We start from the raw sequence: 25,247 nt of genomic DNA, 5'->3' as shown, positions 1-25,247 counted from the left end.
TCAGATAATGCGACCCAGCGTCTGACGCAGATGCGCGCCCGCGCCCAGCAGGCCAGGCTGATCGTGCGTGATCATATAGACCGGGATGCTGGCAACGTAGTCGCGGAAGCGGCCTTTATCTTCGAAAGCGGCACGGAAACCTGACGCCTTAAAGAACTCCAGAAAGCGTGGCACGATGCCACCCGCAATGTAGACGCCACCAAAGGTGCCGAGGTTCAATGCCAGATTGCCACCGAAACGACCCATGATGACGCAGAACATCGACAGCGCCCGACGGCAGTCGATGCAGCTGTCATCCAGCGCACGCTGGCTGACATCTTTCGGCTTCAGGTTTTCCGGCACACGATTATCGACTTTAACAATCGCACGATAGAGGTTAACCAGACCGGCACCGGACAGGATACGTTCTGCTGAAACATGGCCCAGCTCTTCACGCAGCACTTCCAGAATCTGATCTTCTTCTTCGCTGTTAGCGGCGAAATCGACATGACCGCCCTCACCCGGCAGGCTGACCCAGCGTTTGTCCACGTGCACCAGATGGCTGACGCCTAATCCGGTACCGGCACCATAAATCGCGATAGGCTTATCTTTAACCGGGGCTGTGCCGCCAAACTGAATCACGTTGTCGTCGGTCAGCATCGGAATCGCCATGGATACCGCAGTGAAGTCGTTAATGATTTCCAGGTGTTCAAAACCGATGTTCTCTTTGAGCTTGCGCGTAGAAAACGCCCAGTCATGGTTGGTCATTTCAACCCAGTCATCGGTAATCGGGCAGGCGATAGCGATACAGCCATCTTTAACATCCTGCTGTTGTTCATCAAGATAGTGGCGGATGACGGCTTCGAGGCTGTCGTATTCTGATGTTGAGAATGTTTTGGCCTGGGTGATGCTGCCGCTTTCCACCTCACACAGGGCGAGGCGTGCGTTAGTACCGCCGACATCGCCGACCAAGGCATAGGTTGTCATTCTTCTGTTGCTCCGCTTGGGGTCTTAAGAGTTGGAGGACACTATAAATTTCTGCCCATAAAACAACAACGCTCACCGGTGCGATTGGTGAGCGTCTTACTCAGGTGTGCTACAGCCTAACCGCGATAGTCCACCCTGCACAGCGGCAACTATCTGAATCTTAGCCGCCGTTGCGTTGATTCAGGCAGGCGGTGACTTTTCGTAGCAGTGGCGGCAAATCCTCTTTCTGCATGACCACCTCAACCAGCGACAGCCATTGAGGCGCGGAAAGTCGCGCCATCACCTCGTCTAACTGCACCGTTTCACTGATGCGCCAGCTCTGCGCCTGGCCCTGCAGACTCAGTGCGTGCGGTAAGGCCGTCCAGTTCCACTGAGCAATATCATTATAACGCTGTGTTGCGCCATGAATGGCCCGTTCGACGGTATAGCCTTCATTATTCAGCAAAAAGAGTGTCAGTCGCTGCTCATCCCGCAGCATTGAACCCAGTTCCTGAATCGTCAGCTGCGCCGAACCGTCGCCGATAATCAGGACAACCCGGCGATCGGGGTCAGCGGTCTGTGCGCCAAACGCTGCCGGAAGAGTATAGCCGATTGATCCCCATAATGGCTGAACCACCAGCTGCGCCTGCGAGGGCAGTCGCAACGCGGCGGCACCAAAAGCGGCTGTCCCCTGCTCCGCCAGAATCAGGTCGCCGGGTTGCAGAAAAGCCTGCATCGCCTGCCAGAAAGCCTGCTGACTGATCACGGCGGCCGGTTCAGCCGGTTGCACGGCAGACGGTGCGATGGCGGGCTGCCACTGCTGGCCGTAGTGTTCAAACAGCGGTTGCAGCTCGCTAAGCGCATCCGCCATCGACAGCGGTGCAAAATGCTCACCGCCTACGCTGGCGCTGAAGGGTTGCAGATCGATCAGTCGCTCAGGCGCAAACTGCTGCGTAAATCCTGCTGTAATCGTGTCGGTGAAACGCACCCCGACGCAGATCGCCACATCCACCTGCTCAATCTGCCCGCACACCTGACCTGCGCTGGCTTCACCGGCATAAGTCCCCACATAACCCGGCTGCTGCTCGTCCAGTACGCCTTTGCCCATCAGCAGGCTGGCGCAGGGAATCGCACTCTTTTCACGCAGCGCGGCCAGGGCAGACTGCTGCTGCCAGCGCAGCGCCAGAAAATCGGCCAGCAGTGAAACGCGCTCTGCCGGTGCCAGCAATTGCTCCGCCGCGTCGCGGAAAGCGCGGCGCGCAGCGGGCGAAGAGGATTGATGACGGTTCAGGGGCTGAACAGGTGGCTGCACCTCAATGGCTGCCACGTCAACGGCCAGCGACAGATAGCCGGGACGACGGGCCTGTAACGCGTGCTCTATTACCCTGTCAATTTCAGCAGTGGCATTGTCGGTAGTAAGTTGCGCTGTTGCGGCACTGACTTCGGCGGCCATGCGTATGAAATGCCGGAAATCGCCATCGCCCAGCGAATGATGAACACAGTCACCCTGTAATTGTGCTGAAGTCGCAGGCGCGCCAACGATATGGATCACCGGCAGATACTCAGCATAACTGCCCGCAATGCCATTAATCGCGCTGAGTTCGCCAACACCGAAGGTGGTTAACAGCGCGCCAGCACCGTTGCAGCGTGCATAGCCGTCCGCCGCATAGGCGGCATTAAGCTCATTGGCACAGCCCACCCAGCTGATTTCCGGATGGTCGATAACGCAGTCAAGAAACTGCAGGTTATAGTCGCCCGGCACGCCAAACAGATGCTTTATACCCATCTCCTGCAGACGGGTCAGCAGGTAGTCTCCAACAGTGAATGTGGACATTGCGCAATCCTTTCAGGGAAGAGTTAGGTTAAGTATCTGACAGCCGATGAAATTAGCGAGGAGTGCCACGCTTTACGCCAGCCACAATGGCTGGAAAGCCGGCGTTACGCTGGCGGAATATTCTGTAAAAACGCGAACTGCTGCGCGCTGTCACTGAGTGTAACCGTATACACTGATAGACTTTTGGCACATATCCCCGTTTTTACTCAGGAGCGCTGAATGTCCTCTTTCCCCCATCCCGATCGCTATCAACAGATGGAATACCGTCGCAGCGGCCGCAGCGGCATTAAACTGCCCGCCATTTCGCTGGGACTGTGGCACAACTTTGGTGACAGTACCCGGGTCGATAACAGCCGTGAGCTGCTGCGTCATGCATTTGACCTTGGCATCACCCACTTCGACTTAGCGAATAACTACGGTCCGCCTCCTGGTTCAGCGGAAGAGAATTTTGGTCGTATTCTGCGGGAAGATTTTCGTGCCCATCGTGATGAGCTGATTATCTCCACTAAAGCGGGCTATACCATGTGGCAGGGGCCGTATGGCGACTGGGGTTCGCGCAAGTATCTGGTTGCCAGCCTGGATCAGAGCCTGAAGCGCATGGGGCTGGAGTATGTGGATATTTTCTATCATCACCGCCCCGATCCGGAAACGCCGCTGGAAGAAACCATGCGCGCGCTGGATCATGTGGTGCGCCAGGGCAAAGCGCTTTACGCTGCCCTTTCTAACTATCCGGCCGATCTTGCTGCCAGGGCGATTGCTATCCTGCGCGATCTCGGCACGCCTTGTCTGATCCACCAGCCGCGCTATTCGATGTTTGAACGAACGCCTGAACAGGGATTGATTCAGACGCTGGGTGATGAGGGCGTCGGCTGTATCGCCTTCTCGCCGCTGGCGGGCGGCGTGCTCACCGATCGCTATCTGCAGGGCATTCCGGAAGATTCGCGTGCGGCCAGCGGCAGCAAATTCCTGACGGAGAATCAGTTGACGGATGAGAAGATGGAGAAGGTCCGTAAGCTGAACGTGATTGCCCAGCAGCGCGAGCAGAAGCTGGCGCAGATGGCGCTGGCGTGGGTACTGCGCGATGATCGCGTCACCTCCGTGCTGATAGGGGCCAGTAAAACGGCCCAGATCGATGACGCGGTGGCCATGCTCGCCCGACGTCAGTTCAGCGACACGGAGTTAGCGACGATTGACGCGGCTCTGATGTAATGTTTTACCGCCCGGCGCAGGCCGGGTGTTTTCTCGCCAGAATAGTCTCAATCCCCTTTCTCTCCCCAATTTCCTCACAATCTTCCGACACAATGATGCGGTAACGACAGCATTACGCAGGCATAATCACTGCGCCGCAACAGCATCAGACTGTTGATGAGGAGAATATAATGAAAAGAGCTCTTATTTTTGCTGCCCTGCTGGCGGTGTTGTCGCCGCTGGCAAACCACACAGCAGAGGCCTCCAGTGCCTCTATTACTCTGGCCCCGGGCGTTACGCTGAATCTGGGCGATCGCGACAATCGTGGTTATTACTGGGATGGCGGTCGCTGGCGTGAACCACGCTGGTGGAATGATCGTTATTCCTACAACGAACGCCGCTGGTGGCGACACGAAGAGTGGCGTCGTCAGCAGCAGTGGGAGCGTGAACGCCGCTGGCATGAGCGCGACCGTGAGCGCCGCTGGGAACATCAGCATCGTCGCGATCGTGACTGGGATCGTCATGACCGGGGTGGTCCTGGCCCGCGTGGTTTTGGGCTTGGTGGTCCCGATCATCACGGACACGATCGCCACTAATTAAAAACGCCCGGCAAATGCCGGGCGTTTTTTTGTTTCCTAGAACCCTTACAGCCCCAGCGCTTCGCCCACCAGCAGATAAAGATTCAGCGCAATCACCAGCAACACGATCAGTCGTCCGGTGTTCTGCATCAGGCGTGAGTTCACCATATCATCGCCCATCAGCTCGCGGTTGCCGGTAAAGGAGAGCAGCGGAATCAGCGCCAGCGCGATACCGAAGCTCAGCAGCACCTGACTCATCACCAGCACCTTTGTTGGATCCCATCCTGCCCAGATAACAATAAAGGAAGGCAGCATGGTGACAGTTCGCCGCACCCAGAGCGGAATATGGAAACGGATAAAGCCTTGCATCACCACCTGTCCCGCCAGCGTGCCGACCACCGTTGAGGAGAGTCCGGCAGCCACCAGGCTCAGACCAAATACCGTCGCCGCCGCCTGACCTAACAACGGTTGCAGCGTCAGATAGGCCTGGTCAAGCTCAGCGATTTTGCTATGGCCGCTGAAGTGGAAGGCCGCCGCCGCGGTCGCCATCATCGCCAGGTTAACGAATCCGGCGATGGTCATGGCAATCGCCACATCCAGTTTGGTTGAAGAATAACGCTGGCCTTTGCTGTCCTCGCTTTTGCCCTGCGTCAGTGCGGAGTGCAGATAGATTACGTGCGGCATAATGGTCGCGCCCAGCACACCGGCTGCCAGGAAGACGGCATCCGACGTTGGTAGCGCGGGCAGCGCCATGCCAACCACCAGCTCTTTGACGTTGGGCTGAGAAAAGAAGAGTTCGACGATATAAGCCGCCGCCACAAACAGCAGCAGTCCGCCAATCACCAGCTCCAGCGGTTTCTGACCGCGGCTCTGTAACATCAATATCAGGAACGTGGCGATGCCGGTCAGCACCGCGCCCTGCATCAGTGAGATACCGAGCAACAGCTTGAAGCCCAGCGCCGCGCCGATAAACTCCGCAAGGTCGGTGGCCATCGCAATAATTTCTGCCTGCACCCAGTAAAACCAGACGGCGGGCCGCGGAAAGCGATCGCGGATGTGCTCGGCGAGGTTCTTGCCGGTAGCGATACCCAGCTTGGCGGACATCAGCTGGATCAGCATCGCCATGATGTTGGCCCACACCACCACCCACAGCAATTTGTAGCCGTAAGCAGCGCCCGCCTGAATGTTGGTCGCAAAGTTGCCCGGATCGATATAGCCGATAGCGGCAATAAAGGCGGGGCCCAGCAGTGCGAGTTTGACTTTTCTGACTCCGCGAGCGGCGCGCTCGGCGGTACGACTTTCAAACATATCCGGTACCCTGTCTGAACATTTGCCTGCCCCGCCAGCTTAGGGGTTAGCATGTGCAAGTGAAATTCGTTTATTGTTATCGGTGTAATAGATGCTGCTATAAAGTATAGCCATTGCTATATCTTACAGTAAAGGAGGTGATTGCTAAAAATGTGAGCAATAGTGTCACTCTACGCCCCGTGTAAAATATAGACAATAATTATGTGGTTATCTGCCGTGAATGATTTGTAAACAGGACGTGATCTCTGGAACTTTTCTGGAAAATATAGCGATAGCGAATACTTATATTGTGGTTCAGATCTCGTTTTTAAGTAACGCGTTACATAGAATACGCAACAAAATACAACCCTCCTCAAATTTGGAGCAACCATGTCCCATATTTTGCAATTTCTTTTAGCACTGGTGGTGGTCGGGATACTCTCCTTGCTGGTCAGTCACGATCGTAAAAGCATTCGCATTCGCTACATTATACAGCTACTGGTGATTGAAATTGTGCTCGCCTGGTTCTTCCTGAACTCAGAAGCGGGACTGGGTTTCGTCAAAGGCTTCGCGGGCTTCTTCGATCATCTGTTGAAGTATGCGGCTCAGGGAACCAACTTTGTCTTCGGTAACATGAGCGACAAAGGTCTGGCGTTCTTCTTCCTTAACGTGTTGTGCCCAATCGTCTTTATCTCTGCTCTGATCGGTATTCTGCAGCACTTCCGTATCCTGCCGTGGGTGATCCGCGGTATCGGTACCGTGCTGTCGAAAGTGAATGGCATGGGAAAACTGGAATCTTTCAACGCCGTGAGTTCTCTGATACTGGGACAGTCAGAAAACTTCATCGCCTATAAAGATATCCTGGGCAAGATGTCACAGCGCCGCATGTACACCATGGCCGCTACGGCAATGTCGACCGTTTCGATGTCCATCGTCGGAGCCTACATGACGATGCTGCAGCCAAAATATGTGGTCGCTGCCCTGGTGCTCAACATGTTCAGTACCTTTATCGTGCTGTCGCTGATTAACCCTTACCGCGTTGAGAACGAAGAAGATCTGCAGTTGCAGGATCTGCATAAAGGTCAGAGCTTCTTCGAGATGCTGGGCGAATATATCCTGGCCGGTTTCCGCGTCGCGATTATTGTCGCCGCCATGCTGATTGGCTTTATCGCGCTGATTTCAGGCCTGAATGCGCTGTTTGATCTGATCTTCGGCATCAGCTTCCAGGGCGTTCTCGGCTTTGTCTTCTATCCGTTTGCCTGGATGATGGGTGTGCCTTCTGGCGAAGCGCTGCAGGTCGGCAGCATTATGGCGACCAAGCTGGTGTCGAATGAGTTCGTAGCCATGATGGATCTGCAGAAAATTGCGGGTCAGTTGTCGCCAAATTCAGAAGGTATTCTGTCCGTGTTCCTGGTGTCGTTCGCCAACTTCTCTTCAATCGGCATCGTGGCCGGTGCGATTAAAGGTCTGAACGAAGAACAGGGTAACGTGGTTTCCCGCTTTGGCCTGAAGCTGCTGTACGGCTCTACGCTTGTCAGCGTGCTCTCCGCCGCTATAGCCGGTCTGGTTCTGGCGTTCTGATACGGTTCTGAGCATCAAAGGGCGAGCCTGGCTCGCCCTTTTCATTTTGCGCCATCCCTGCTCAGCTTCCGCTGATTCACCCTTTCCGCTTTGCCTCTTCTTTTACATGCCTGCTTCCACTGCACACCCTGGTCACGTCTGGAGTTAACCCATGCGCGACGGACAGCACAATGTCCTGCCAGGGGGCTGGAGGCATTACAGAAGGTCTTGCCAGTAAATAGCGTACGCAGCAGCGTAATGTAAATCGCAATGAATATAGATTCGCAGGAAAAGGCGAGTGAAAGATAAATCGGAAAGAAATTTGACAGCAACGTGTCAGAAAATGGTGGAGATAAGCGGGATCGAACCGCTGACCTCTTGCATGCCATGCAAGCGCTCTCCCAGCTGAGCTATACCCCCACATCTGGAATCGTTTTTCAGTGCCAAACTTTTGGGAAGAAGTTTGGTGGAGCTAAGCGGGATCGAACCGCTGACCTCCTGCATGCCATGCAGGCGCTCTCCCAGCTGAGCTATAGCCCCGAACCGAAAAACTGTCGCGTTAAGCGACGGACGGCATAATATGAAACCGCCTCCAGGGTGTCAACGGCAAAATGACATTCTCTGTTTGATCGCTGAAAAAGGCGGCAACCTGCGAAGTTTCAGCAGCATGCCGCAGCTGAAAATCATGTCTGTCCCGGCAGGGCCGTTTTTTAACTGTTATTCAGTCTGCCGTCAGGTTAATTCCCGGTTAAATATGTTATAGGAATTTTCTTGTCTTCGTCTTTTTCGCGTGCAAAACTTAGCCCGCTAATTTAGTGGTCACCGGGACCCTCTCCCGCACACCACGCGTCCACCAGGCGTTATCGTCCCATTAATCATAAAAAAACTATTGAGATACTATGTCGCTGCATACACCTAAAGAAATCGCACAACTGGCGATCCAGTCAGGCGTGGCAAAAAGCCGTGCGCCTGTCAGCATCCTCCTGATTCTCGGCTTCATGGCGGGCGCATTTATTGCGACCGGCTTCCTGCTGGATCTTCACGTGATAAACACCCTGCCGGCTGAGTGGGGCTCGTTTGGTGGCCTGTTAGGTGCCGCTGTCTTCCCGGTAGGTATCATCATGACCGTGCTGGCAGGGGGTGAGCTGCTGACCGGTAATATGATGACCCTGCCGGTAGCCTGGTTCGCCCGCCGCATCAGCTTTATGAGCGTGGCGCGGAACTGGTTCTGGGTGACGCTGGCGAACTTCCTCGGCAGCGTGGCTGTCGCCTGGTTCTTTGGCCATATGCTGGGCATGACCGAAGGCGATTACCTGAAAAAAACCGTTGCGATTGCCTCTGCAAAAGTTCATGCCGATTTCCTGCACGCCTTTATTTCAGGCATTGGCTGTAACTGGCTGGTGTGTCTGGCGGTGTGGCTGGCGTTCGCCAGTAAAGATGTGGTCGGCAAAATCTTCGGCATGTGGTTCCCGGTAATGGCGTTTGTTGCCATTGGCTTCCAGCACGTTGTCGCCAACATGTTTATCATCCCGGCTGCCATTTTTGCCGGTCAGATGAGCTGGGCAGAGTATCTGCCTAACTTTGTCGCCGTCTTCCTGGGCAATGCCGTGGGCGGTGCCGTCTTCGTTGGCCTGGCCTACTTCCTTGCCTTCCGCCCTGCCGCAGAACCTGCCAGCAACCCGCAGTAATCCTGTTTTGCCTTTTGTCAAAAGACAAAAGGCAATTTCAGCTTCAGTTACTTTCCCCCGTTACGTTTTGCTGTAATATGTACCGCTAATGTATTTAACAGGGATAGCATCGTGAAAAAGGAATGGCTTACTCCCGAAGAGCTGGCTGCAGAAACGGGTTACAGTCGGCAAACGGTGAATAAATGGATCAAGCGAGAGAATTGGACAACCACGCCAAAGCCCGGTGTACAAGGCGGTAAGGCGCGTCTGATTCATATTGATGAACGCGTAAAAAGTTTTATTCAGTCGACACGCAATCTCAACGAACCCGCCGCGACCTATGGTGCAGTGGCTAATTCTTTACCTGCGTTATTGATAAGTTCCATCCAGCAAATGAGTCAGGATGAACAGGATCAGTTCACCGCGTTAGGGCGTAATGCAGCGTCTGGGAATTGGTGAAGAGTAAAGAAACCGGAAGCGTGACGCTTCCGGCTAAGTTTATTAAGCCTGTGCTTCACGCTCACTGATAAAGGTCAGAGCCTGCTCAATTCGTGCCACACTGCGGCTGCGGCCAATCGCTTCAACAGTGACGTCCAGACCCGGTGACTGACCGGCGCCGGTCACCGCCACACGCAGCGGCATACCGACTTTACCCATCCCCACCTCCAGCTCATCTGCGGTGCTCTGAATCGCCTGATGGACGTTTTCAGCGTTCCACTCAGTGATGGCGGCCAGCTTATCGCGCACCACTTCCAGCGGCTGACGCGCCACCGGACGAAGATGTTTCTTCGCGGCATCAGCATCAAACTCTGCAAAGTCTTCATAGAAATAGCGACAGGACGCCGCCATCTCTTTAAGCGTTTTGCAGCGCTCGCCCAGCAGACTAACCAGTTTCGCCAGTTCCGGCCCGGTGCGGGTGTCAATTTTCTGCTCTTCAATATGCCACTGCAGATGCGTCGCCACATATTCTGGCGGCAGCGTATTGATGTAGTGATGGTTCAGCCACTGCAGTTTCTCGGTGTTGAACGCACTGGCAGACTTGCTGACGGCATCCAGAGTAAACAGCTCAGTCATTTCAGGCACGCTGAAAATTTCCTGATCGCCATGTGACCAGCCCAGACGAACCAGGTAGTTGAGCAACGCTTCTGGCAGATAGCCATCATCACGATACTGCATCACCCCTACTGCGCCATGACGCTTGGAGAGCTTTTTACCATCATCGCCCAGGATCATCGAGACATGGGCATAGACCGGAACCTGCGCACCAATGGCTTTGAGAATGTTGATCTGACGTGGTGTGTTGTTGATGTGGTCTTCACCGCGAATAACGTGCGTGATGCCCATATCCCAGTCATCCACCACGACGCAGAAGTTGTAGGTTGGCGAACCATCGGTGCGGCGGATAATCAGATCATCCAGTTCCTGGTTGCTGAACTCAATCGGACCACGGATCTGGTCGTCGAAGATGACCGATCCTTCCTGCGGGTTGCGGAAGCGCACCACACACGGCTCGTCCTTGGCATGATGTTCATGGCTGTCACGGCAGCGGCCGTCGTAACGCGGCTTTTCGTTGTTGGCCATCTGCTCTTCACGCAGGGCTTCCAGACGCTCTTTAGAGCAGTAGCATTTGTAAGCCGTGCCCGCTTCCAGCATTTCATCAATGACCGCGTTGTAGCGATCAAAACGTTTAGTCTGGTAGTAAGGGCCTTCGTTCCAGTCGAGGCTGAGCCAGTTCATGCCATCCATGATGGCTTCGATAGCTTCCGGCGTGGAGCGTTCCAGATCGGTATCTTCAATACGCAGCACAAACTCGCCCTGGTTATGACGCGCAAAGAGCCAGGAGTAAAGTGCGGTACGGGCGCCACCGACATGCAGATAACCGGTCGGGCTGGGCGCGAAGCGTGTTTTGATTTTCATTGAGTATTGCCTTAGATGCGCGGGTTCTCTGTCTGGATGACAAAAAACAGGTTAGACGCGAAAAAACAGTGGGCACATTCTAGCATCTGACGGTGAATCCTCAATGCATGCCCGCCGGTTGCTCTCCGGGAAAAGGGGCTTTTCTGCCAGTAAAACCAGCACATTGACTAAAAGCGCAACAGGATGTTTAAAAATAAACCGAACGCACATTTATGTTTTAAAAAGCGTTGACTCAAAATCAACTATCCCTATAATGCGACTCCACACAGCGGGGGTGATTAGCTCAGTTGGTAGAGCATCTCCCTTACAAGGAGGGGGTCGGCGGTTCGAACCCGTCATCACCCACCACTCTTAACAGGGTGCCCGCAGTGAACAGGTATGAAGATATGGGTGATTAGCTCAGTTGGTAGAGCATCTCCCTTACAAGGAGGGGGTCGGCGGTTCGAACCCGTCATCACCCACCATATCTTGCCTGTTAGCAGTATCGAAGTACGAAGTGGGTGATTAGCTCAGTTGGTAGAGCATCTCCCTTACAAGGAGGGGGTCGGCGGTTCGAACCCGTCATCACCCACCATATCTTGCCTGTTAGCAGTATCGAAGTACGAAGTGGGTGATTAGCTCAGTTGGTAGAGCATCTCCCTTACAAGGAGGGGGTCGGCGGTTCGAACCCGTCATCACCCACCACTTCGGGTCGTTAGCTCAGTTGGTAGAGCAGTTGACTTTTAATCAATTGGTCGCAGGTTCGAATCCTGCACGACCCACCAATTCAGAATAAAGCGCCTTTTGGGCGCTTTTTTCGTTTCCGGGGCGCGGACTCTACCGTGCAGGATGAGAACCTGCCGCAGGTTCGACTGAATCGCCCGGCGATTCAGGCTGATGCGACAGCATCACCCGGAGGGCGAGGCCCAGGATGGGCCGAGGCTATCCTGCACGACCCACCAATTCAGAATAAAGCGCCTTTTGGGCGCTTTTTTCGTTTCCGGGGCACGGTCTCTACCGTGCAGGATGAGAACCTGCTGCAGGTTCGACTGAATCGCCCGGCGATACAGGCTGATGCGACAGCATCACCCAGAGGGCGAGGCCCACGATGGGCCGAGGCTATCCTGCACGACCCACCCATTCAGAAAAAAGCGCCTTCGGGGCGCTTTTATCGTTTCCAGGGCACAGCTCTGCTGTGAGGATTTAACGTCACCTACCTTTTCAGAACCTTAACACTTTGAGCTCTCAAGTCGTTTCGCAGCGTGCCGATAACGTATGTGACCACTTACAGGGAGAAAATGATGTCTTCAATTTCCGGAATTTTAAGCAGTGCGGTCAGTAGCGGTGACAGCGGCGGCGGCAGTGTGGCCTCGCAGGTTGCGGCGCTGAATAAACAGATTCAGGGTGTGTTAACGCAGGTTAAGGAGCTGGCTGACAATAAAGAACTGACTGACGAACAGAAGTCTGAGATGCAGCAGATGTACCAGTCACAAATCACCATGCTGCAGGCGCAGATTGCGCAACTGGAACAGAAGCAGGCTGAGCAGGATCAGCCAAAAAGTGACAGTTCGCCCGTCAGTGAGATCAAAGCGGACGGGATTAACCGCCCAACCGATACTAACAAAGTTGACGTTTATATCTAAAACGCCGGTTTAACCGCGCGTTGTTGCGCCAGCAGCATCGCCTGCTGGCGCACCTCCTGCCAGATCGCTTCGGCAGCCGGGGTCAGCGAGCGGTTTTTACGTTTAATTAGCGTCAGGCTACGATTAATTTCCGGATAGAGACGCCGCACCGTGAGGGCGCGATCCGCTGGTAAGGGTAACGCCAGCGCAGGCAGAATACTGATGCCGATTCCCACCTGTACCATCGGGAATAACGTGGCGGGATGACCAATCTCCTGCACGACTTCAGCCCTGATATTCTGCTGCTGCATTGCCGCATCAATCAGAACCCGACTGCCGGAAGCGTAATCCTGCAATACCATCGTGCGGCCATCGAGCATCGCCCATTCAGCCCTTTCCACTTTCGCCAGCGGATCATCTTCGCGACATAGCAGCAGGAAAGGCTCATCCAGAATAGCAATGCTGTCGAAATCGCTGTCGCTGAGCGGCCCAATCACGATGCCGAAATCGACTTCCGCGTTACGCACACTTTGCAGCACCCATTGCTGGGCGCGATCGTGAAGAATCACTTTGATATCGGGAAAATGATGCTGGCTGGCGGCCAGACATTGCGGCATCAGATGCGCGGAAATGGTCTGGCTGGCTGCCACTCTGACGGTGCCACTGCGCTGCTCGCCAAAACTGCGGATATCCAGTAGCGTGGTATGAATCTCCTCCAGCAGGCGCTCCATGCGTGACGCCAGCTGTTTTCCCGCCTCCGTCAGCATCACCTCCCGGGTGGTTCTGTCCAGCAACCGCACGCCGGTTTCGGCTTCCAGTTCTTTAATACTGTGGCTGACTGCCGACTGGCTCAGGCCTATCGCCTGCCCTGCCTGACTGAAGCCACCATAGTGGGCCACGGCAATAAACGTTCGCAGCTGACGCAGGGTGTAATTCATCGATTGCGCTCATAGATTAATTCAATAAATCAATTTTATTTCTAAAACTACTTGCCGCACAATCGCGCTATTGAATAATTTACCGGAATTTAACAATGGGCTTTTTAAAACTCGACCCGATGATGGTTAAACTGATCATCACCGTGCTGCTGGCCTCTTTCCTGCCAGCAAAAGGGATCTACGTTGATATCTTCAGTTACCTCGCGACGGCAGCGATAGCGCTGTTGTTCTTTATGCACGGTGCCAAACTTTCGCGTGAAAAGATCATCGCAGGCAGCAGTCACTGGCAGTTGCATCTGTGGATCATGTTCAGCACCTTTGTGCTGTTTCCGGCACTGGGTCTGCTGCTGGTCTGGTGGCATCCGGTTGATGTCGGCCCGGAAATTTATACCGGCTTTATCTACCTTTGTATCCTGCCGGCTACCGTCCAGTCTGCTATAGCCTTTACCTCAATGGCGGGCGGGAATGTCGCGGCAGCGGTGTGCAGCGCCTCGGCATCGAGCCTGCTGGGTGTGTTTATTTCACCGTTGCTGGTGAATCTGGTAATGGATATCCACAGCAGCGCGCCGAGCGATGGTCTGGAGCAAATCGGTAAAATTATGCTGCAACTGATGGTGCCTTTCATCCTGGGTCACCTCTCACGTCGCTGGATCGGTGGCTGGATTGAGAAACACCGCAGCCTGATTGGCAAAACTGACCAGACTTCGATTCTGCTGGTAGTCTATTCCGCCTTCAGTGAAGCCGTGGTTAATGGCATCTGGCATCGCGTTGGGTTAATGACGCTGGTGTGGATTGTGGCCGGTTCCATTATTCTGCTGGCCGCCGTGCTGCTCATCAATCTGCTGGCTTCGCGTCTGTTCCGCTTTAAGCGCGCCGATGAAATCGTGGTGCTGTTTTGTGGCTCGAAGAAGAGTCTGGCGAATGGCGTGCCGATGGCGAATATTCTGTTCCCGGCCAGTACGGTGGGGATTATTGTGCTGCCGCTGATGATTTTCCATCAGGTACAGCTGATGGTCTGCTCGTTTATCGCCGGTCGCTACAAGAAGACCAATGAGAAACAGCAGGCTCTGCAGGTGAAAGATTCAGTGATGGAGTCTCAGAAGTAAAACCGTTGCCCGCCTGTGCGGGCACGATTATGTGCGGGCCTGGAGCGGCTTAACTAATCCCTCCAGGCCTTCTGTTTTTATGGTCAGGGTCAGCTGCATAAGATCACCAAGCTGACCAGACGGAAAGTCGCCACTGCGAGCAAACCAGAGCAGATAAGGCTCAGGCAGATCGATCAGCATCCGCCCTTTATATTTGCCAAACGGCATAGGCGTATTGGCTATCGCCACCAGTTGATGCTCATCCATTTCAGGCACCCAGCAGACGGATCATTTCCGCTTCATCAATTACCTCTATACCCAGCTCCTGCGCTTTTGCCAGCTTTGAACCGGCCGCTTCACCGGCAATCAGCAGATCGGTTTTCTTTGATACGCTGCCGCTGACTTTTGCCCCCAGCGCGATCAGCTGCGCTTTGGCATCATCGCGATTCATCTGCGACAGCGAGCCGGTCAGCACCACCGTTTTGCCTGCGAACGGACTGTCGATCTCTTCGGCTTTCACCACTACCACCTGCGGCCAGTGAATGCCGATATCGTCTGTCAGCTGACGGATAACCTCACGGTTGCTCTCCTCCTCCATGAAGTTGCGCACGTGTGCGGCAACGACTTTGCCGACATCCGGCACGGCAATCAGCGCCTCAAGATCGGCATCCATCACCTTTTGCAATTCACCAAAGTGGTTAGCCAGATTGGCGGCGGTGGCTTCACCCACCTCGCGAATGCCCAGCGCATAAAGGAAACGCGCCAGCGTGGTCGACTTCGCTTTCTCCAGCGCATCGACGACGTTTTGCGCCGACTTTGGTCCCATTCGATCCAGTCCGGTCAGCTTGCCCGCCGTGAGACGGAACAGATCGGCGGGCGTATTGACGTACTCTTTCTCCACCAGCTGATCGATAATCTTATCGCCCATACCGTCAACATCCAGCGCACGACGCGAGACAAAGTGCTTCAGTGCCTCTTTACGTTGCGCACCGCAGATCAGACCGCCGGTGCAGCGCGTGACCGACTCGCCTTCGACCCGCTCCACCTCGGAACCACAGACCGGGCAATGGGCAGGAAAGACCACTTGACGCGTCTCTTCAGGGCGTTCAGCGACCACTACGTTGACCACCTGCGGGATCACATCACCGGCACGGCGAATCACCACACGGTCGCCAATGCGTAATCCCAGCCGCTCGATTTCATCCGCATTATGCAGCGTGGCATTGCTGACGATGACGCCTGCCACCTGCACCGGCTCAAGACGAGCCACTGGCGTGATAGCGCCCGTGCGGCCAACCTGGAATTCGACGTCACGTACCCAGGTCAGCTGTTCCTGTGCCGGGAATTTGAAGGCAATCGCCCAGCGCGGTGCGCGCGCCACAAAGCCCAGTTGCTCCTGTAATGCCTGTGAATCGACCTTGATCACTACGCCATCAATATCGAAACCCAGGTTCGGACGCTGTTGCTCAATATCCCGATAGAAAGCCAGGGCTTCTTCGGCGTTGTGCACCAGCTTAATGCGGTCGCTGACCGGCAGGCCCCAGGCTTTGAACTGTTGCAGGCGCCCCATGTGACTATGCGGCATCTCCCCGCCTTCCAGCAGGCCAAAACCGTAGCAGAAGAAGGTCAGCGGACGTTTCGCTGTAATGCGCGGATCAAGCTGACGCAAAGAACCTGCAGCTGCGTTACGCGGGTTAGCAAAGACTTTGCCGTCAGTGCGTCGCGCTTCCTCATTCAGCTTTTCGAAGCCGCGCTGCGTCATAAATATTTCGCCACGTACTTCCAGCCGGGCCGGGATATTGTCGCCTTTTAGCCGCAGCGGAATCGCGCGAATGGTACGAACGTTGGCGGTAATGTTCTCGCCGGCAGTACCGTCACCGCGCGTCGCGGCCCGGACCAGCAGGCCATTTTCATACATCAGGCTGACTGCAGCACCATCGAGCTTGAGTTCACAGCAGTAGGTAATGTCGTCACTGCTTTTCAGCCGATCCTGCACCCGTTTGTTGAAGGCCATGAACGTGGCTTCATCAAAGGCGTTGTCCAGCGACAGCATCGGGACTTCGTGGCGGACCTGCTCAAATACCGTCAGCGGCGCAGCACCTACGCGTTGCGTCGGCGAGTCCGGGGTAATGAGATCGGGGTGTTCCTCTTCCAGCTGACGCAGTTCACGCATCAGACGATCATATTCGGCATCCGGCACTTCCGGCGCATCCATGACGTGATAGAGATATTCGTGATGGCGCAACGTGGTGCGCAGTTCGGTGATGTGATCCTGGACGGATTTCATATAGCCCCATCAGATAAAAAACCCCCGACAGGCGGGGGTTTATTTTAACAATTCAGATAGCGGTCAGCGCAGGTCTCAGACGCCAACCACATCGCGGATACGCGCTTTGTAGGTTTCCAGCTTCTGCGGCGTCATCATGCGACGCTCATCATCCAGCACGACACCGCCAACGTCATCAGCGATACGCTGTGCCGACTGCAGCATCAGCTTGAAGTTCTGATTCGCGTCACCATAAGAAGGCACCATCATAAAGATAGAGATGCCTGGCGTGCTGAAATCGGTCATCAGGTCCGGGTTGAACGAGCCTGGCTTAACCATGTTAGCCAGACTGAACAGAACCGGACCGCTGCCAGCAGGACTGAGATGACGATGGAAAATGTTCATCTCACCAAACTGGAAGCCCGCCTGCAGAATCCCCTGCAACAATGCCTCACCGTTCAGCTCACCGCCCGAATGGGCGGCAACATGCAGCACCAGTACCGCTTCTTTCGGTTTTTCAGCTGGCGCTTTCGCTACAGGCTGTGAAGGCGCGGGAGCCGGCGTTACTTCAGGCTGTGGCTCAGGTTCTGCCTGGTACTGCGGAGCGGGCTGGACAGATTCCAGCGGATCGAGATCCAGCAGCGGGTCAGCCTGAACGGGCGGCGCGACAAAAGTCGGTGCAGGCTGCTGACGAACCGGTTCAGGGCGCGGCTGCGGAGCAGGCTTCGGCGCCGTGTTGAAAAGCGGATCGCTTTCTGGTTCAGGTTGCGGTGCGGGTCGTGGCGCAGGCTGACGCACAGGCTCAGCAGGCGCTTGCTTACGCGGCGCTTCTGGCTGTGGCTCACGAATCTCATCGAAACGCGGTTCCTGGTGTGTGCTGCGATCAGAACGAACGCGAACCTCACCGACGCCGTCATCTTCGTCGTCAATCAGGTCCTGCTCATCATGTTCTTCACGTTGTTTCAGACGTTTGTGCGGGCGATCGCGGAACACTGACGAACGCTCTTTACGGCTGGTCCACAGCCCGTGAAGAAGGAGCGCTATAATGGCGATCGCGCCAACAACGATTAATATCAGACGCAAATCCTGCATCATTGTATTCTCTGTTGTTCCAATACCTTGCCACCGCGGCAAACTTTATCCTCTAACTGTATTTGCCCTGCTACACAAGTGCAAGTCTGTGCACTATTTTCTGACAAATAAGATAGGCAACCCACGCTTTTTCGCTGTTTTTTTACCCAAACGGCACCTGGCCTGGAGAAAAAGCCAGGTTATAGTGGGCGCGCCTTAACACTTTCAGGAGAAATGGCTTTATGGCCCTTGAGAATTCGGTCTCAGATTTTAACGGCACGCACTACTTTAGCCAGGGCTGGAAACTGGTCCGTCTGCCTGGTATTCGCCGCTTTGTGGTGATGCCGCTGCTGATTAACATTATTATGCTCGGTGGCGCATTCATCTGGCTGTTCTATCGTCTCGGTGACTGGATCCCACGCCTGATGGCCCATATTCCCGACTGGCTGCAGTGGCTGAGCTATCTGTTATGGCCGCTGTCGGTGATTGCGATTGTGCTGGTGTTCAGCTACTTCTTCTCGACGCTGGCGAACCTGATTGCCGCCCCTTTCTGCGGCCTGCTGGCCGAACAGCTGGAAGGCCGTCTGACCGGCAAGCCCCTGCCTGACAGCGGCTGGGCAGGAATGCTCAAAGATGTGCCGCGCATTATGAAGCGTGAGTTGCAAAAGCTGGGCTATTATCTGCCCCGTGCGCTGGGACTGCTGCTGCTCTACTTTATTCCTGGCTTTGGTCAGACGGTTGCGCCCGTTCTGTGGTTCCTGTTCAGTGCCTGGATGTTATCCATTCAGTATTGCGACTATCCGTTCGACAACCACAAAGTGCCGTTTCAGCAGATGCGGAACGCCCTGCGTCGCCACAAAACCGCGAATATGCAATTCGGCGCACTCACCAGCCTGTTTACTATGATTCCGATCCTGAACCTCGTGATCATGCCGGTTGCCGTTTGCGGTGCCACCGCCATGTGGGTCGATCGCTACCGGCCGCAGCTGGCACGCAATGAGGTGCGCTAGACTCATCAGCGCGCCTTATGCTCTTTTTCGCAGGGCTTATTGCCGGGGGACATATAGATATACGATTTCTTTCCTTCCGCCCCCAGGCAGAACAGGTATGCTCATAGGGTTCCCAATAATTCATACAGTTAAGGGCAGGCTATGAGTAAGATCTATGAAGACAACTCTTTGACAATTGGTCATACGCCGCTGGTTCGACTGAACCGCATCGGTAACGGCCGCATTCTTGCGAAAGTTGAATCCCGTAACCCGAGCTTCAGCATTAAATGCCGTATCGGTGCCAATATGATTTGGGACGCAGAGAAACGCGGTATTCTGAAACCCGGCATTGAGCTGGTTGAACCGACCAGCGGTAACACCGGTATTGCGCTGGCCTACGTGGCTGCTGCGCGCGGTTACAAACTCACGCTGACCATGCCGGAAACCATGTCAGTGGAACGCCGTAAATTGCTGAAAGCGCTCGGCGCGAAGCTGGTTCTGACCGAAGGTGCTAAAGGCATGAAAGGTGCCATTGGCAAAGCGGAAGAGATTGTCGCCAGCGACCCGGACAAATATGTGCTGCTGCAGCAGTTCAGCAATCCGGCTAACCCGGAAATCCATGAAAAGACCACCGGTCCGGAAATCTGGGAAGACACCGATGGCGAAGTGGATGTCTTTATTGCCGGTGTCGGCACCGGCGGTACGCTGACCGGCGTGAGTCGCTACATCAAAAACACTAAAGGCAAAAAAGATCTGATTACCGTCGCGGTTGAGCCGACCGATTCGCCGGTGATTGCGCAGGCGCTGGCGGGTGAAGAGATTAAACCCGGCCCGCACAAAATTCAGGGTATTGGTGCCGGCTTTATTCCGGGTAACCTTGAGCTGAACCTGGTTGACCGCGTAGTGGCCATTACCAATGAAGAAGCGATTAGTACGGCGCGCAGGCTGATGGAAGAAGAAGGTATCCTGGCCGGTATCTCTTCCGGTGCTGCCGTCGCCGCAGCGCTGAAGCTGCAGGAAGACGAAACCTTCGCAAATAAAAACATCGTGGTGATTCTGCCTTCCTCTGGCGAACGCTATCTGAGTACCGCGCTGTTCGCCGATCTCTTTACTGAGAAAGAGCTGCAGTAGCCGGGGCCGATAGTCCGAAAATGTCGAAAAAAGCACCCATCCGGGTGCTTTTTTGTGGTGCAGATCTCACTTTCACCAACCGGCAGATTGATTTCAGTGATGCCGATCTGGTATTCAGACTGCCAATTATTTCGATGCCTGAAATTAATCCGCGCTTGAAGTGGATCAAGCTGAATCGATTTACGGATTCAGTGAAACGGCGAATCACGGCATAATTAACCGGTGACGTGTAGAATCGGTTTTGAGACGCAACGGATTGTAGATTTGACGCATGCGCGTCTTTGGTCAGCATGAAGCTATACCCGCGCACCTACACAGGCTAAAGTGAAGGCTCCAGGCTAGACTTTAGATCCATAACACTCATCCTGATAACGTTGGGGAAATAGAATGTTCCAGCAAGAAGTTACCATTACTGCACCAAACGGTCTGCATACTCGCCCAGCTGCGCAATTCGTTAAAGAAGCCAAAGCTTTCCAGTCAGAAATCACCGTGACCTCTAACGGCAAATCAGCGAGCGCGAAAAGCCTGTTCAAACTGCAGACGCTGGGTTTAACCCAGGGAACGGTTGTGACCCTTTCCGCGGAAGGTGAAGACGAGCAGAAAGCAGTTGAGCATCTGGTCAAACTGATGGCTGAACTGGAGTAATCTCCGCTCAGCTCTCCAGCCAATCGACTCCTCTGCGCCATTGAGTGCAAACATCTTGATCGCGGACAACCTGTCCGCGTTATTGCTTTCGTAGAGTACGTGTCCCGCGACAATGGCACCGCAAAGAGTCCCATCAGCCATCGTGATTAAAAGGTAGCGTTATGATTTCAGGCATTTTAGCATCACCAGGTATCGCTTTCGGCAAAGCACTGCTGCTGAAAGAAGACGAGATCGTCATCAACCGCAAGAAAATTTCTGATGACCAGGTTGAGCAGGAAGTTCAGCGCTTCCTCGATGGCCGCAGCAAAGCGGCATTACAACTGGAAGCGATTCGCGTCAAAGCGGGTGAAACCCTCGGTGAAGAGAAAGCAGCCATCTTCGAAGGCCACATCATGTTGCTGGAAGATGAAGAGCTGGAGCAGGAAATCATCGACCTGATCAAAAAAGATCACGCGACTGCCGATGCTGCTGCTTATTCGGTCATTGATGGCCAGGCGAAAGCACTGGAAGAGTTAGATGACGAATACCTGAAAGAGCGTGCGGCTGACGTGCGTGACATCGGTAAGCGCCTGCTGCAAAACATCCTCGGTCTGCACATCGTTGACCTGAGCGCGATTCCGGACGAATCCATTCTGGTGGCCAAAGATTTAACGCCGTCAGAAACCGCACAGCTGAACCTGAAAAAGGTGCTGGGCTTTATCACCGATCTGGGTGGCCGTACCTCACATACCTCAATCATGGCGCGCTCGCTGGAGATCCCGGCCATTGTCGGCACCGGCAATGTAACCGTCACGGTTAAAAACGGCGATTTCCTGATCCTGGATGGCGTTAACAATGCGATTCACGTCAACCCTTCAGAAGCGATTCAGGAAGAGCTGAAAGCCGTACAGAACCAGTATCTGTCGGAAAAACACGAATTAGCCAAGCTGAAAGATCTGCCAGCCGTGACGCTGGATGGCCATCAGGTTGAAGTCTGTGCCAACATCGGTACTGTGCGTGATATTGCCGGTGCTGAGCGTAACGGCGCGGAAGGCGTAGGTCTCTATCGCACCGAATTCCTGTTCATGGATCGCGACTCTCTGCCAAGTGAAGAAGAGCAGTTCCAGGCGTATAAAGCCGTTGCTGAAGCGATGGGTTCACAGGCCGTTATCGTGCGTACCATGGATATTGGCGGTGACAAAGATCTGCCTTACATGAATCTGCCGAAAGAAGAGAACCCGTTCCTCGGCTGGCGTGCTATCCGTATCGCGATGGACCGCAAAGAGATTCTGCATGCACAGCTGCGTGCCATCCTGCGCGCCTCCTCCTTCGGTAAACTGCGCATCATGTTCCCGATGATCATTTCGGTTGAAGAAGTACGCAGCCTGAAAGCGGAACTGGAACTGCTGAAAGCGCAGTTGCGTGAAGAAGGTAAAGCCTTTGATGAAAGCATCGAAGTCGGCATTATGGTCGAGACCCCGGCTTCTGCCGTCATTGCCCATCACCTGGCGAAGGAAGTCGACTTCTTCAGTATTGGGACAAACGATCTGACGCAGTATACTCTGGCGGTCGATCGTGGTAATGATTTGATCTCGCACCTGTACAACCCAATGACGCCGTCTGTGCTTAACTTAATCAAGCAAGTCATTGATGCATCTCACGCTGAAGGTAAATGGACCGGCATGTGTGGTGAGCTGGCAGGTGATGAACGTGCTACACTACTGTTACTGGGAATGGGGCTGGACGAGTTCAGCATGAGTGCCATTTCTATCCCTGGCATCAAGAAAATCATTCGTAATACTAATTTTGAAGATGCGAAGGCATTGGCAGAGCAGGCACTGGCTCAACCGACAGCGGAAGACTTAATGAACCTGGTTAACAAGTTCATTAAGGAAAAAACGCTCTGCTAACCTGCATGATGCTGGCCCCAAATTACTGCTTAGGAGAAGATCATGGGTTTGTTTTCTAAACTTTTTGGCGAAAAAACGGATAGCGCTGGGACAATCGACATCGTAGCGCCTCTGTCAGGCGAAATCGTGAACATTGAAGACGTACCAGATGTGGTGTTTGCAGAAAAAATCGTGGGCGACGGTATTGCGATCAAACCCAGCGGCAACAAAATGGTTGCGCCTGTTGATGGCACTATCGGCAAGATTTTTGAAACCAATCACGCTTTTTCGATCGAATCAGATAACGGCATCGAGCTGTTCGTCCACTTCGGTATCGATACGGTTGAACTGAAAGGTGAAGGCTTCAAACGCATCGCTGAAGAAGGCCAGAAGGTCAAAAAAGGCGACGTGGTTATTGAGTTCGATCTGCCGTTGCTGGAAGAGAAAGCAAAATCAACCCTGACACCGGTTGTCATCTCCAACATGGATGAAATCAAGGAATTGATTAAGCTGTCTGGCCAGGTCACCGTCGGCGAAACGCCGGTGATTCGCATCAGAAAGTAAGCATTCGTCTATAACATAACGGCACCTGCGGGTGCCGTTATCGTTTCTGCTGGATGAAGTTTTAACCCTGCCAGTGTGGCAGGCGCAGCGTCAGTTCAAGTCCGCCCTCTGGCCGGTTCCGCGCCTCAACTTCACCATGATGCGCCAGTATCACTTTACGCACGATAGCCAGTCCCAGACCATAACCTTTGCCCATCAGCGGCGAATTCACCCGCACAAACGGGTCAAAAATACTGGAGAGTTTCTCCTCATCGACACCCGGCCCCTGATCGCGTACCTGAATCGCCAGCCACTGCTGCTCTGTGCGTAAGTCGACCTCAATCCGCTGCCCCGGCAAAGAGAAGCGCAGCGCGTTGCGTAAGACGTTCTCGACACCGCGCCGTATCAGCTCCGCATTGCCCCGCACGGTGTAATCGCCCCGCTCGTCAACCTGTAACTCCACCTGCACGCCAGGGATCTGTGCTTCATAGCGAACATCGGTGATGACCGCCTCCAGCAATCCGGTCAGGTCAAAATATTGCTCATCTGGGATGCTTTCATGTTCAGCCCGCGACAGCGTCAGCAGTTCACCGATCATTTTGTCCAGGCGACGCGCCTCTTCATCAATGCGATCAAGCGAACTGTTTACGCTTTCTGGCGTCTGTCTGGCGAGTCCGGTCGCCAGCTGCAGTCGCGCCAGCGGTGAACGAAGCTCATGTGAGATATCGTGCAGCAGCTCTTCCCGGGCGCGCACCAGGGTATCAAGCCGCTCAACCATGGCATCAAACGCTTCTGCGACATTTGAAATCTCGTCGTGGCGCTTACGCATAATCGGGAACAGACGCACGCTTAAATCGCCCTCGGCGACGCGGGAAAATCCCTCCCGCAACTGACGCATGGGTCGCGTCAGATTCCAGGCCAGCAGCAGACTGAACAGCAACCCCACCGAACCGGCGAAGACAAACATCGGCTCGGGAATATTCAGAAATTTTCGCGGCATCATGTTCTGTTTGCTGTTCATGCGCATGCCATCCAGGTCGTAGCGCAGCTGATACTCTTTGCCATCCGCACCCTGTACCCAGCGCACCACCTCTTCAGGAAGACGGCCCCTGAAATCAAGGTTGCCGCTGTCCTGGGATTGGGGCGATTTAGTCTGCTGCGTAACGTGAAAGAACTGACGGTCAGTTTCATCCCAGTCAGACAGCATCGCATTCAGCTCATCAGGCCCGCCCCGCTCCAGCACCGATGCAGCAGAGGTCATCTGCAGATCAATAATGCGACGGATAGCCATTATTTCAGGCGGTTCATGCCGTTTACCGGAGAGCGAAAAACCGAGCCAGATAAGCTGGCTCATGATGACAAAAACGACCCAGAAGCCGATAAAGATCTTCCAGAACATGCGTCCACGGTAACTCTGTTTCATCGAATGCGGTAACCGATGCTGCGTACAGTTTCGATATTGATGCTATCAGCGGTTAACGCGCTAAGCTTCTGGCGGATGTTGCTGATGTGCACATCAACACTGCGATCATAGGCTTCACGCGGACGACCCAGCCCCTTTTCAGAGAGTTCATCTTTTGACACGACCCTATCCGGCGCGCGCAGCAGCAGATCCAGCAGATTAAATTCTGAAGCAGTCAGATCGAAGGTTTTACCCTGCCATTCACTCATTCGGGTGGCAGGATTAAGCGTCAGGTCTCCCCAGCGCAGCGGCTCTTTAGCATCCGGCTGCGGTACCTGCTCCTCGAAACGGCGCAATACCGCGCGCAGGCGGGCGACCAGTTCACGGGGATAACAGGGTTTAGGCATATAGTCATCCGCCCCCATCTCCAGGCCGATCACGCGATCAATATTATCGCCTTTGGCAGTCAGCATGATCACCGGTATCCGGCTGTTCTGGCGCACCTGACGTAACACATCGATGCCACTCATGTCGGGCAGCATAATATCCAGAATCATGGCAGTGAACTCGCCGGAGAGCGCGCCCTGAATCCCGGCGCTGCCGGTCAGCACCAGCTGGGCATCAAATCCTTCGGCAATAAGGTACTGGCTTAACATCGTGCCTAATTCGACATCATCATCAACAAGCAAAATTTTCATGGTTATCTCTCGACAGAATTGGCGCTATTTTGTC

At 54.4% G+C, this 25,247-nt stretch carries 21 protein-coding genes, 7 tRNA genes, 1 other RNA gene and 1 pseudogene; 18 read left to right on the top strand and 12 right to left on the bottom strand.

What is annotated here, in order from left to right:
- Together glk and ipdC are read right to left on the bottom strand one after the other, a co-directional pair.
- Window positions 1–966 (bottom strand): glucokinase, encoded by a 966-nt coding sequence (gene glk, locus EGO56_RS05570; RefSeq protein ID WP_135907919.1) that lies wholly within the window; start codon window positions 964–966, stop codon window positions 1–3.
- Between the two features lie 160 nt (window positions 967–1,126).
- Window positions 1,127–2,779, bottom strand: coding sequence for an indolepyruvate decarboxylase (gene ipdC / locus EGO56_RS05565; protein ID WP_135907917.1), 1,653 nt, complete (start codon window positions 2,777–2,779; stop codon window positions 1,127–1,129).
- A 219-nt stretch (window positions 2,780–2,998) separates the two neighbouring features.
- Here ipdC and mgrA point away from each other — a divergent pair, with 219 nt between their 5' ends.
- Window positions 2,999–3,988, top strand: coding sequence for an L-glyceraldehyde 3-phosphate reductase (mgrA, locus tag EGO56_RS05560; protein ID WP_135907915.1), 990 nt, complete (start codon window positions 2,999–3,001; stop codon window positions 3,986–3,988).
- A gap of 170 nt (window positions 3,989–4,158) precedes the next feature.
- On the top strand, window positions 4,159–4,563 hold the full coding sequence (locus tag EGO56_RS05555; protein ID WP_135907913.1) for a DUF2502 domain-containing protein: 405 nt from the start codon (window positions 4,159–4,161) through the stop codon (window positions 4,561–4,563).
- Between the two features lie 48 nt (window positions 4,564–4,611).
- Here the strand turns inward: EGO56_RS05555 and EGO56_RS05550 are convergent, their stop codons facing one another.
- Window positions 4,612–5,853, bottom strand: coding sequence for an Nramp family divalent metal transporter (locus tag EGO56_RS05550; protein ID WP_013358645.1), 1,242 nt, complete (start codon window positions 5,851–5,853; stop codon window positions 4,612–4,614).
- A gap of 369 nt (window positions 5,854–6,222) precedes the next feature.
- Here EGO56_RS05550 and EGO56_RS05545 point away from each other — a divergent pair, with 369 nt between their 5' ends.
- A complete protein-coding gene (locus EGO56_RS05545; protein WP_013358646.1) occupies window positions 6,223–7,413 on the top strand; it encodes a NupC/NupG family nucleoside CNT transporter in 1,191 nt (396 codons plus the stop codon).
- Window positions 7,414–7,736: 323 nt separating this feature from the next.
- Here the strand turns inward: EGO56_RS05545 and EGO56_RS05540 are convergent.
- Window positions 7,737–7,812: transfer RNA gene (locus EGO56_RS05540), tRNA-Ala, on the bottom strand.
- 44 nt (window positions 7,813–7,856) lie between these two features.
- Window positions 7,857–7,932 (bottom strand) — tRNA-Ala (locus tag EGO56_RS05535).
- Between the two features lie 359 nt (window positions 7,933–8,291).
- Between EGO56_RS05535 and EGO56_RS05530 the strand changes: the two genes are divergently transcribed.
- Window positions 8,292–9,080: a formate/nitrite transporter family protein gene (locus EGO56_RS05530; RefSeq protein WP_013358647.1), complete on the top strand. Its 789-nt coding sequence runs from the start codon at window positions 8,292–8,294 to the stop codon at window positions 9,078–9,080.
- Window positions 9,081–9,191: 111 nt separating this feature from the next.
- Window positions 9,192–9,525 (top strand): annotated as a pseudogene (locus tag EGO56_RS05525) (YfeC-like transcriptional regulator).
- A gap of 35 nt (window positions 9,526–9,560) precedes the next feature.
- On the opposite strand, the gene gltX reads toward EGO56_RS05525, so the two are convergent.
- Window positions 9,561–10,976: a glutamate--tRNA ligase gene (gene gltX, locus EGO56_RS05520; protein WP_135907911.1), complete on the bottom strand. Its 1,416-nt coding sequence runs from the start codon at window positions 10,974–10,976 to the stop codon at window positions 9,561–9,563.
- Window positions 10,977–11,248: 272 nt separating this feature from the next.
- Between gltX and EGO56_RS05515 the strand changes: the two genes are divergently transcribed.
- From EGO56_RS05515 to EGO56_RS05485, 7 genes are all read left to right on the top strand, one after another.
- Window positions 11,249–11,324, top strand: a tRNA-Val gene (locus tag EGO56_RS05515).
- A gap of 40 nt (window positions 11,325–11,364) precedes the next feature.
- Window positions 11,365–11,440 (top strand) — tRNA-Val (locus EGO56_RS05510).
- 34 nt (window positions 11,441–11,474) lie between these two features.
- Window positions 11,475–11,550 (top strand) — tRNA-Val (locus tag EGO56_RS05505).
- Between the two features lie 34 nt (window positions 11,551–11,584).
- Window positions 11,585–11,660: transfer RNA gene (locus tag EGO56_RS05500), tRNA-Val, on the top strand.
- 4 nt (window positions 11,661–11,664) lie between these two features.
- Window positions 11,665–11,740: transfer RNA gene (locus EGO56_RS05495), tRNA-Lys, on the top strand.
- A gap of 43 nt (window positions 11,741–11,783) precedes the next feature.
- A non-coding RNA gene (locus EGO56_RS05490) (RtT sRNA) lies at window positions 11,784–11,917 on the top strand.
- Window positions 11,918–12,256: 339 nt separating this feature from the next.
- The gene (locus EGO56_RS05485) at window positions 12,257–12,598 is read left to right on the top strand and encodes a FlxA-like family protein (protein ID WP_013358650.1); all 342 of its coding nucleotides are present in this window, start codon (window positions 12,257–12,259) and stop codon (window positions 12,596–12,598) included.
- Here the strand turns inward: EGO56_RS05485 and EGO56_RS05480 are convergent.
- Entirely contained in the window at window positions 12,595–13,515 is a 921-nt protein-coding gene (locus EGO56_RS05480; protein WP_013358651.1) for a LysR family transcriptional regulator, read from the bottom strand. The two genes, EGO56_RS05485 and EGO56_RS05480, sit on opposite strands and share 4 nt — an antisense overlap.
- Before the next feature lie 95 nt (window positions 13,516–13,610).
- Here EGO56_RS05480 and EGO56_RS05475 point away from each other — a divergent pair, with 95 nt between their 5' ends.
- Window positions 13,611–14,621 (top strand): bile acid:sodium symporter family protein, encoded by a 1,011-nt coding sequence (locus tag EGO56_RS05475; protein ID WP_135907909.1) that lies wholly within the window; start codon window positions 13,611–13,613, stop codon window positions 14,619–14,621.
- A 27-nt stretch (window positions 14,622–14,648) separates the two neighbouring features.
- Here the strand turns inward: EGO56_RS05475 and EGO56_RS05470 are convergent, their stop codons facing one another.
- The 3 genes from EGO56_RS05470 to zipA all read right to left on the bottom strand — a co-directional run bounded on the left by EGO56_RS05470 (window position 14,649) and on the right by zipA (window position 17,961).
- Window positions 14,649–14,867 carry a DUF3820 family protein gene (locus EGO56_RS05470; RefSeq protein WP_135907908.1) on the bottom strand — a complete coding sequence of 73 codons (219 nt, stop codon included), beginning with the start codon at window positions 14,865–14,867 and terminating at the stop codon, window positions 14,649–14,651.
- Window position 14,868: 1 nt separating this feature from the next.
- Complete coding sequence (gene ligA, locus EGO56_RS05465; RefSeq protein WP_135907906.1) at window positions 14,869–16,887, bottom strand: NAD-dependent DNA ligase LigA; 2,019 nt, start codon at window positions 16,885–16,887, stop codon at window positions 14,869–14,871.
- Window positions 16,888–16,962: 75 nt separating this feature from the next.
- On the bottom strand, window positions 16,963–17,961 hold the full coding sequence (zipA, locus tag EGO56_RS05460; protein ID WP_135907904.1) for a cell division protein ZipA: 999 nt from the start codon (window positions 17,959–17,961) through the stop codon (window positions 16,963–16,965).
- Between the two features lie 218 nt (window positions 17,962–18,179).
- Between zipA and cysZ the strand changes: the two genes are divergently transcribed.
- From cysZ to crr, 5 genes are all read left to right on the top strand, one after another.
- The gene (gene cysZ, locus EGO56_RS05455) at window positions 18,180–18,947 is read left to right on the top strand and encodes a sulfate transporter CysZ (protein WP_135907903.1); all 768 of its coding nucleotides are present in this window, start codon (window positions 18,180–18,182) and stop codon (window positions 18,945–18,947) included.
- A gap of 141 nt (window positions 18,948–19,088) precedes the next feature.
- Window positions 19,089–20,057 (top strand): cysteine synthase A, encoded by a 969-nt coding sequence (gene cysK, locus EGO56_RS05450; RefSeq protein ID WP_033733457.1) that lies wholly within the window; start codon window positions 19,089–19,091, stop codon window positions 20,055–20,057.
- A gap of 387 nt (window positions 20,058–20,444) precedes the next feature.
- Entirely contained in the window at window positions 20,445–20,702 is a 258-nt protein-coding gene (ptsH, locus tag EGO56_RS05440; RefSeq protein WP_003848868.1) for a phosphocarrier protein Hpr, read from the top strand.
- 161 nt (window positions 20,703–20,863) lie between these two features.
- Window positions 20,864–22,591, top strand: a complete 1,728-nt coding sequence (gene ptsI, locus EGO56_RS05435) for a phosphoenolpyruvate-protein phosphotransferase PtsI (protein ID WP_033783822.1) — start codon at window positions 20,864–20,866, stop codon at window positions 22,589–22,591.
- Window positions 22,592–22,633: 42 nt separating this feature from the next.
- A complete protein-coding gene (gene crr, locus EGO56_RS05430; protein WP_008926530.1) occupies window positions 22,634–23,134 on the top strand; it encodes a PTS glucose transporter subunit IIA in 501 nt (166 codons plus the stop codon).
- 61 nt (window positions 23,135–23,195) lie between these two features.
- Here the strand turns inward: crr and EGO56_RS05425 are convergent, their stop codons facing one another.
- Together EGO56_RS05425 and EGO56_RS05420 are read right to left on the bottom strand one after the other, a co-directional pair.
- Window positions 23,196–24,536 (bottom strand): ATP-binding protein, encoded by a 1,341-nt coding sequence (locus EGO56_RS05425; protein ID WP_013358660.1) that lies wholly within the window; start codon window positions 24,534–24,536, stop codon window positions 23,196–23,198.
- Window positions 24,533–25,213: a response regulator transcription factor gene (locus EGO56_RS05420; RefSeq protein WP_013358661.1), complete on the bottom strand. Its 681-nt coding sequence runs from the start codon at window positions 25,211–25,213 to the stop codon at window positions 24,533–24,535. The genes EGO56_RS05425 and EGO56_RS05420 overlap by 4 nt, the downstream gene beginning before the upstream one ends.
- Window positions 25,214–25,247 lie beyond the last annotated feature (34 nt).

The organism is Pantoea vagans (assembly GCF_004792415.1).
Taxonomy (GTDB): Bacteria; Pseudomonadota; Gammaproteobacteria; order Enterobacterales; family Enterobacteriaceae; genus Pantoea; species Pantoea vagans.
This window is presented reverse-complemented; position numbering and strand designations above follow the sequence as displayed.

Bases quoted from the DNA above. Each gene is read 5' to 3' on its own strand.
- EGO56_RS05555 (WP_135907913.1), top strand. From the start codon at position 4,159: ATGAAAAGAGCTCTTATTTTTGCTGCCCTGCTGGCGGTGTTGTCGCCG.
- ptsI (WP_033783822.1), top strand. From the start codon at position 20,864: ATGATTTCAGGCATTTTAGCATCACCAGGTATCGCTTTCGGCAAAGCA.
- EGO56_RS05425 (WP_013358660.1), bottom strand. From the start codon at position 24,536: ATGAAACAGAGTTACCGTGGACGCATGTTCTGGAAGATCTTTATCGGC.
- cysZ (WP_135907903.1), top strand. From the start codon at position 18,180: ATGGCCCTTGAGAATTCGGTCTCAGATTTTAACGGCACGCACTACTTT.
- EGO56_RS05545 (WP_013358646.1), top strand. From the start codon at position 6,223: ATGTCCCATATTTTGCAATTTCTTTTAGCACTGGTGGTGGTCGGGATA.
- cysK (WP_033733457.1), top strand. From the start codon at position 19,089: ATGAGTAAGATCTATGAAGACAACTCTTTGACAATTGGTCATACGCCG.
- ligA (WP_135907906.1), bottom strand. From the start codon at position 16,887: ATGAAATCCGTCCAGGATCACATCACCGAACTGCGCACCACGTTGCGC.
- EGO56_RS05475 (WP_135907909.1), top strand. From the start codon at position 13,611: ATGGGCTTTTTAAAACTCGACCCGATGATGGTTAAACTGATCATCACC.
- ipdC (WP_135907917.1), bottom strand. From the start codon at position 2,779: ATGTCCACATTCACTGTTGGAGACTACCTGCTGACCCGTCTGCAGGAG.
- EGO56_RS05485 (WP_013358650.1), top strand. From the start codon at position 12,257: ATGTCTTCAATTTCCGGAATTTTAAGCAGTGCGGTCAGTAGCGGTGAC.
- glk (WP_135907919.1), bottom strand. From the start codon at position 966: ATGACAACCTATGCCTTGGTCGGCGATGTCGGCGGTACTAACGCACGC.
- EGO56_RS05470 (WP_135907908.1), bottom strand. From the start codon at position 14,867: ATGGATGAGCATCAACTGGTGGCGATAGCCAATACGCCTATGCCGTTT.
- zipA (WP_135907904.1), bottom strand. From the start codon at position 17,961: ATGATGCAGGATTTGCGTCTGATATTAATCGTTGTTGGCGCGATCGCC.
- gltX (WP_135907911.1), bottom strand. From the start codon at position 10,976: ATGAAAATCAAAACACGCTTCGCGCCCAGCCCGACCGGTTATCTGCAT.
- EGO56_RS05530 (WP_013358647.1), top strand. From the start codon at position 8,292: ATGTCGCTGCATACACCTAAAGAAATCGCACAACTGGCGATCCAGTCA.
- EGO56_RS05550 (WP_013358645.1), bottom strand. From the start codon at position 5,853: ATGTTTGAAAGTCGTACCGCCGAGCGCGCCGCTCGCGGAGTCAGAAAA.
- mgrA (WP_135907915.1), top strand. From the start codon at position 2,999: ATGTCCTCTTTCCCCCATCCCGATCGCTATCAACAGATGGAATACCGT.
- ptsH (WP_003848868.1), top strand. From the start codon at position 20,445: ATGTTCCAGCAAGAAGTTACCATTACTGCACCAAACGGTCTGCATACT.
- crr (WP_008926530.1), top strand. From the start codon at position 22,634: ATGGGTTTGTTTTCTAAACTTTTTGGCGAAAAAACGGATAGCGCTGGG.
- EGO56_RS05480 (WP_013358651.1), bottom strand. From the start codon at position 13,515: ATGAATTACACCCTGCGTCAGCTGCGAACGTTTATTGCCGTGGCCCAC.
- EGO56_RS05420 (WP_013358661.1), bottom strand. From the start codon at position 25,213: ATGAAAATTTTGCTTGTTGATGATGATGTCGAATTAGGCACGATGTTA.